Annotated in this window: 4 protein-coding genes and 1 pseudogene; 3 read left to right on the plus strand and 2 right to left on the minus strand. The window is 63.6% G+C overall.

All coding sequences use genetic code 11. The features are described from left to right. Positions 1-274, minus strand: a pseudogene (locus D588_RS23730) (hypothetical protein); the annotation flags it as partial. Between the two features lie 3 nt (positions 275-277). Further along, complete coding sequence (locus tag D588_RS0100920; RefSeq protein WP_017909741.1) at positions 278-664, minus strand: BlaI/MecI/CopY family transcriptional regulator; 387 nt, start codon at positions 662-664, stop codon at positions 278-280. Between the two features lie 258 nt (positions 665-922). On the opposite strand from D588_RS0100920, the gene D588_RS26225 reads away from it, so the two are divergent. The 3 genes from D588_RS26225 to D588_RS26230 all read left to right on the plus strand — a co-directional run bounded on the left by D588_RS26225 (position 923) and on the right by D588_RS26230 (position 6,446). Beyond that, positions 923-3,142, plus strand: a complete 2,220-nt coding sequence (locus tag D588_RS26225; RefSeq protein WP_081613440.1) for an AAA family ATPase — start codon at positions 923-925, stop codon at positions 3,140-3,142. 568 nt (positions 3,143-3,710) lie between these two features. Further along, positions 3,711-6,101, plus strand: coding sequence for a TonB-dependent receptor (locus D588_RS0100930; protein ID WP_232764184.1), 2,391 nt, complete (start codon positions 3,711-3,713; stop codon positions 6,099-6,101). Between the two features lie 168 nt (positions 6,102-6,269). Next, a complete protein-coding gene (locus tag D588_RS26230; RefSeq protein ID WP_017914646.1) occupies positions 6,270-6,446 on the plus strand; it encodes a DUF3606 domain-containing protein in 177 nt (58 codons plus the stop codon). The last annotated feature ends 106 nt before the right edge of the window (positions 6,447-6,552 follow it).

Below are 6,552 nucleotides of genomic sequence, written 5' to 3' on the forward strand. Positions count from 1 at the left end.
TCGCCGGCACCGTGGCGACGGCCGCCGGTGCTACAACGACCGGCGCCGGCGCGGCCGGCAGCACCGGCAGCTGCACCGCACCGGCCCAGAGCAGGCCCAGCACGCTCTGCGCGGCGACCAGCCACCACAAGCGGCAACGCGTCGCCGCCGGCAGGGTCGGCAGCCAGCGGCACAGCGCCCAGATCAGCGCGACCAGCACCAGCGTCTGCACGCTGGTCGCCAGCAGCCGCGACAGCAGGCTCTCGAACGCGTCCGTCCCCACCAGGCTGTGCATGGCTCAGTCCTCCCGCCGTTGCGATTGCAGTTTGGCCACCAGGGCCTCCAGTTCGGCCAGTTCCGTGTCGCTGACCTCGGCGCGCTGCGACATCCAGGCCACGAACGGCGACACCGAGCCCTGCAGGGTCTTCTCGACGAAGCTGCCGACCGCGCTGCGCACCACGTCGTCCTGGCCGCTGGTGGCGGCATAGCGGTACACGCCCTGCACCTGGCGACGACGCAGATAGGCCTTGGCGCGCAGGCGCTCCATCATGGTCAGCACGGTCGAGCGCGCCAGCCCGCGCGCCTCGCCGAACCCGGCGGCGACCTCGCCGACACTGGCATCGCCATGTTCGGCGATGTACTGCAGCAGGGCCAGTTCCTGGTCCCCGATCGATTTGCGGCGCATCCGCCCACTCCGATGACTACACGTGTCGGCAAAACTACCCGTGACGACACGTGTCGTCAATAGGTCGCAGGTCATGGCCGACGGTCGGTAGGAGATTTGCATCGCAGGATTCCTTTCAGAGGGGGGCGCCTCCGCAAAGGGCTCGCCGGCGATACGCAGAGCGTCTTCTCGTTGTAATGTAGGCTAAAACGTGAAACGCATTAGCGATGCCCACCGATTTGCGTCAGCCATGGGAACGGCGACCTCTGGGGAAGAGGAATGATACGAACCGTCAATATTCAAGATTTCAGAAGCTTCGATCCCGCGTCGAACACTGTGATTTCCTTTGATCCGGACAAGCGCGTCGCTTACTTTTATGGCCTCAATGGCGCGGGAAAATCCGCAATCAGCGAAGTCATACAGCGATGTGGAACGGGCCAAAATCCCGTACCCAACTGCACTTTAAGTGTATTTCCCCAAGACACAAAGTACGAGTATCTGGTTTACAACGACCATTTCGTCGAAACTAATTTTCGCAACCGGAGCGACATGCCTGGGATCTTCACTATTGGTGATCCTGAGTCATCCGCACTGGAGGCCATTGAGGTCTTAGAGCAAGAGATTGCAACGTGGCGTGGGCAACATGACAACTTGGTAAAGCAACAGGAACTTCGCCAGGCGGAGGCAACCAATGCTCATGAAAGCGCGATTCGCGGAGTGTGGAAGAACTACACGGCACTGAAAGACGGCCCATTCAAGCGCTGGCTACCATACGGAAATTCCAAACAGCGCTTCTTTGATGCGCTCCAGGCCAAGGCAAAGTTGGCCTATGATGGGGAGCCGCCGGACCTGGATAAGCTTGAGCAGTTGCTCATCGAGCTTGGCGACAGCAACTCGATGCCCAAGCCTAGGGTTGATGTTGATCTTCCCAACTTCAATCGTATTGAACAGGACGAGATTTGGGCCGAGCCAATCATCGGCTCAAGCGACAGCGCTCTTTCGGCGATGATCAAGGACATCGCTAACTTCGACTGGGTCAGCCAAGGACGATCCTACGTAGAACGAAGCCATGATCTCTGTCCGTTCTGCCAGCAGAGCCTTCCACCGGCGTTCCCACAGGAACTTGCCAAGCTATTCGATGAAAGCTTTGAGAGGCGCGTAGAACGGGCAAGGCAGCTTGCGTCTTCCTATGCTTCCAGTCTCGCTGGCCTTGAGCACGCAATTGCTAGCCTTTTGGAATCGGAAGCTTTTGCCTCTGAGACCGATGCCATTCGATTGGCTTGGGCAAACGCAAGTCGCCTTCTAAGCGAGAACGCCCAACGTATGGCAGCGAAGTCGGGGTCGCCACAGAGTGCTATCGAACTGCACTCCACCCAGGCGCCGATGGCGATGCTCGAAGATGCGATCAATGAGGTCTCCAAGCGTGTCGATGAGCACAATCGCCGTTTGAGCCGTCGGCAATCCGAACTGAACCGAATCGAGAATGGATTCTGGGCTCGCCTTCGCGAAGACAATGAAGGCATTCTGACCCTCTACAAGACCACATCAAGAAGTGCTGCGGATGCACTCGAGGCGATCCGCGAATCGAGAGCCAAGCTTCAATGGCAGATCAGCCAAGCAGAGCTGCGGCTAGTTGAGCTTCGTGCGACCAGCGGTGGAACCGAAGAAGCGGTTGTCGCGATCAACACCCGACTGCAATCGCTAGGGGTCGACTCATTCAAGATCGAACGGCGTGAGGACGATCTGTACCAGCTGGTGCGCCCTGGTAAAGGACCGGATACGTACGGCTCACTGAGTGAAGGAGAAAAGACCCTTATCACTTTTCTTTACTTCGTCGAGCTGATTACGGGATCGCCCGCTTCAAGTACGTCCTCCCCCTTGGAAAGGAAGATCGTTGTCATTGATGATCCAATTTCAAGCCTTTCACATAACTTTGTGTACGACATTGCAGCCACGATTTCCCGGGACATTATTGGGCTGAAGAACTCGCAGGAAAAGCGTGTGAAGCAGGTGATTGTGCTTACACATAGCCTATTCTTCCTCAATGAACTCATCAAGGTCAGCAAAAAGGCAGATCCTGCACAGCTGCAGCGCGTCATCAAGAAGCGCTACTCGGCGATCGTGCCAATGAAGATCGACGATCTCAAGAATGACTACGAATCCTGGTGGCAGGTGGTGAAGGATGCCTATCAGGACCTGGTGAGCTCTGCCACAGTCGCCAATGCGATGCGGTGCATCTTGGAACGGTTTTTCTACTTCACCAAACGGCAGGATTCATTCAGTAAAGTGATGGATAAACTCGCCGCACAGGATCGCAGCTTCTTTGCCCTAAGCCGCTACCTAGCACATCACTCCCATGGTGATGCCAACACGTTGACAGACTTCGGCGAGTACGACGTCACCTACTGCCTCATCAAGTTCAAAGCGATCTTTGATGAACTGGGCTTCTCTGAACACCATCGTGTGATGGCAGGACTTCCGGACGCGGCTGCAGAGTAGGAGCTACCATCTCTCGCTGCGGCCCGCCGTTCTGGCATCGCTCGAACAATCTCTAGTACCTCATGGCAATCCGCTAGATATCGCGAGAAAGCCTCTATGCGCGAGCATTGCTCCACGCAGCTAGCCAATTTTCTTGACGGTAGCGAGTGGGACGAGTCCCCACCACATCCACTGTAAATGCACTCGGCGTAGAAGCACCCTGGGATCAGACGCTGTCACTGCAGCGGCACCAACACCTATACCCAGGTATCGCATCGCATACGCGCAGCAGGCAGCGCTGTACCAATGCGCAATGGTGCAAGCGCACATGCGATGCAAGAATTTCCCGCATCGCTTCACGCCGCTGTATTCACCGCGGGAAGCGCGCTGCCGCAGCTGCGCCGTTCGCTCCATCGATCCGGAGCGGGGCGCCGCACCTGCCGCGCGCCATCTTCCCGGGTCCGCGCCGCAGCGCCGGCGCACTGTCATCGCAAACGCACAGCCAGCCGGACGCCGCCGCCGCGAACAGGCGGTCCTGCGCTGGGTGCGCGCGTGCGCCACCGCTTCCCACTCCACGCCGGATCCGACCATGCACGCGACCTCCTCCCGTCTCCGCGCCGCCGCCCTGCCGATCTCTGCACCGCATCGCCTCAGGCACGCGTACACGCCGTCGTTGTTGTCTGTGGCGCTGGTCGCCTGCCTCGCCGCCTCCACGGCGCACGCCGCGGACGAGGCTGCCAGCAGCAATGCCGACACCACCCCAACCACGTTGTCCGCACTGGACGTGGTGGCCTCGCCGCATGCGGCCGCGGTGGCGCCTACGCAAGTGGTCGGCCCGAACCGCTACGTCATCAATGCCGGCGACATGGACGCCGACATCGCCGGCAGCAACGGCCTGGCGCGGCTGAAGACCGTGCCCGGCGCCAGCTACACCGCCACCGACGGGCTGGGCCTGGACGTCTCCGCCACCAGCCTGTTCGTGCGCGGGTTCCGCATGAACGAAATGGGCATCACCTTCGAAGGCGTGCCGTTGAACGACAGCGGCTTCCTGTCGTTGACCGGCACCAGCGTGGTCAACGTCGGCGTGCCGGACGCCATCGGCACCATCACGGTCAGCCCCGGCGCGGCACCGGTGAGCGTGTTCTCCAGCAGTGCCAACGGCGGCGCGCTGGAGTACCGCCTGGGCGAGCCGAAGGACACACCCGGCCTGCGCCTCAAGCAGGGCGTGGGCAGCGACGCGACCCGGGTCACCACGGTCTCGGCGCAGAGCGGACAGCTCGGCGCCAACGGTCCGAAGCTGCAGGTCGACCTGCAACGGCTGGGCGCGGACAAATACCAGGGCGGCGGCACCCAGCGCTTCCTGCGCGGCGACCTGAAGGCGACGCAGGACGTGACCTGGGGCACGTTCACCGTGTTCCTGTCGGCCAGCCACGCGGCGATGTGGGGCTACAACAACCTGTCCTTCGACATGCTCGGCAAGCTGGGCTGGCGCGCCGACAGTCTCTATCCCGACTACGCCAGGGCCTACGCCATCGCCCTGCCGCAGAACGTCGCCGCCTCCTGCGGCGCCTACCGCTGCGGCACGCTGGCCGGACTGTTGCCGTACGACACCGGCCAGGTCACCGACGATCGCATCGCCTCGCTCGCGCACGACTTCCGCATCTCCGACACGCTCAGCGGACATGTGCAGGTCTACAGCGCGCGCAGCCGCACCCACGCCACGCTGAGCGATCCGACCACGCCCTCGCCCGACGCTGCGCCGTTCTCCGAGCAGGTGCAGGCGCCGCACCTGCGGCGCACCGGCGGCCTGCTCAGCCTGACCTATGTGCATGGCCGGCACACGCTCAGCGCCGGCCTCTGGCAGGAGCACAGCAGCGCCGACGCGGCGACGTCCTGGTACACCGAACCGCTGCTGGGGCAGGGCCGGCCGCTGCGCACCACCGGGCCGTGGGATGTGTACGGCCCGGCGTTCAAGACCGACAACGTCTCGCAGTGGACCACCCGCGCGCGCCAGGTGTACCTGCACGACGATGTCGCGCTGAGCGACACGCTGGTGCTGGGCCTGGGGGCCAAGGCGGTGGACTTCCGCACCAGCGGCGGCGGTGTCGGCGATGCGCCGGACCGGCCGGCGGCCGGCACGCTGCGCGCCAAGCGCTCGTTCCTGCCGCACCTGTCGCTGTTCTGGAGCCCGACCGCGCAGACCGATGGCTTCATCGACCTGGGCAGCGCGATGAACGGCTTCCGCGTCGCCCAGCGCGGCAACATCGGCTATACCGCCTCGGCCTGGACCGTGCCCGACCAGGCCAGCTTCGACCGCCTCGCCCGCCACCTGCAGCCGGAACAGGACTGGAACCTCACCCTCGGCGGCACCCATCGCTTCGACCGCGCCACCGTCACCGCGGACGTGTTCTACGGCGACATCCGCCATCGCCTGCTGTCGGCCGCGGTCGGCACCCAGTTCGCGCAGGTCAACACCGTGCAGGTGATGCCGAAGATGCACACCTTCGGCGCCGACCTCGGCGTGACCGTCGACCTCACCCCGCACCTGCAGTTCTACCAAGGCGTGGCGCTGGCGCGCTCGGTCTACGACCGCGACGTCGTCGTCGACGGCAACGTCTATCCGATCCAGGGCAAGGCGCAGCCAGGCTATCCGCAACTGTCGCTGGTCAGCGACCTGTCGGCGCATGTGCGCCACTGGCGCTTCGGCGCCACCAGCACCGAATACCTGCATCAGCCTTTCACCTACGAGAACGACCTGCGCGTGCCGGCGTTCTGGCAGGTCAATGCGTACACGGCGTACACGCTGGGGCCCGACAGCCCGCTACCCGGCCTGGAACTGCGCCTTGACGTCAGCAACCTGCTCGATCGTCACAACATCGGTACCGCCAACATCGCGGGCTCGGCCTTTGCCGGCGACTACCAGACGCTGCAGCGCAGCGCGCCGCGGCAGGTGTTGTTCAGTACCTCGCTGGCGTTCTGAGCGGGCGGCGCGCATGCATGGGGCAGACACGGCATTCACGGCGGTGCCACGCCGGCGCGACTAGAAGTTTCCGCACCGGTCCGCCGACGCATGCCGCGTAAGTCGGCCCTCGCCGCCCACTGCGACATGCGCCCCACGACTACAGCGACTTATGGACAGGACTTCGGCATGAGCGACGACACCCGCAATACCGGTTCGCCCGATCGCGACCGCATCAACCTCCACGAAGACGACGACGTGCGCGACTGGACGCAGGCGCTGGGCGTCTCCGCCGACGAGCTGCGCGCCGCGGTGCAGGCGGTGGGCAGCAGCGCCGCGGCGGTCCGCGCGCACCTGCGCACGTGACGCGGGCCGGGCCCGCGCCATGAGCCTCGCCGACTACCGCCGCAAGCGCCGCTTCGACAAGACCCGCGAACCGGAGCCGGGCAAGCCGGTGCCGGCGGGGGGGGGG

The sequence above is a fragment of the Xanthomonas sp. SHU 308 genome (assembly GCF_000364645.1).
Taxonomy (GTDB): Bacteria; Pseudomonadota; Gammaproteobacteria; order Xanthomonadales; family Xanthomonadaceae; genus Xanthomonas_A; species Xanthomonas_A sontii.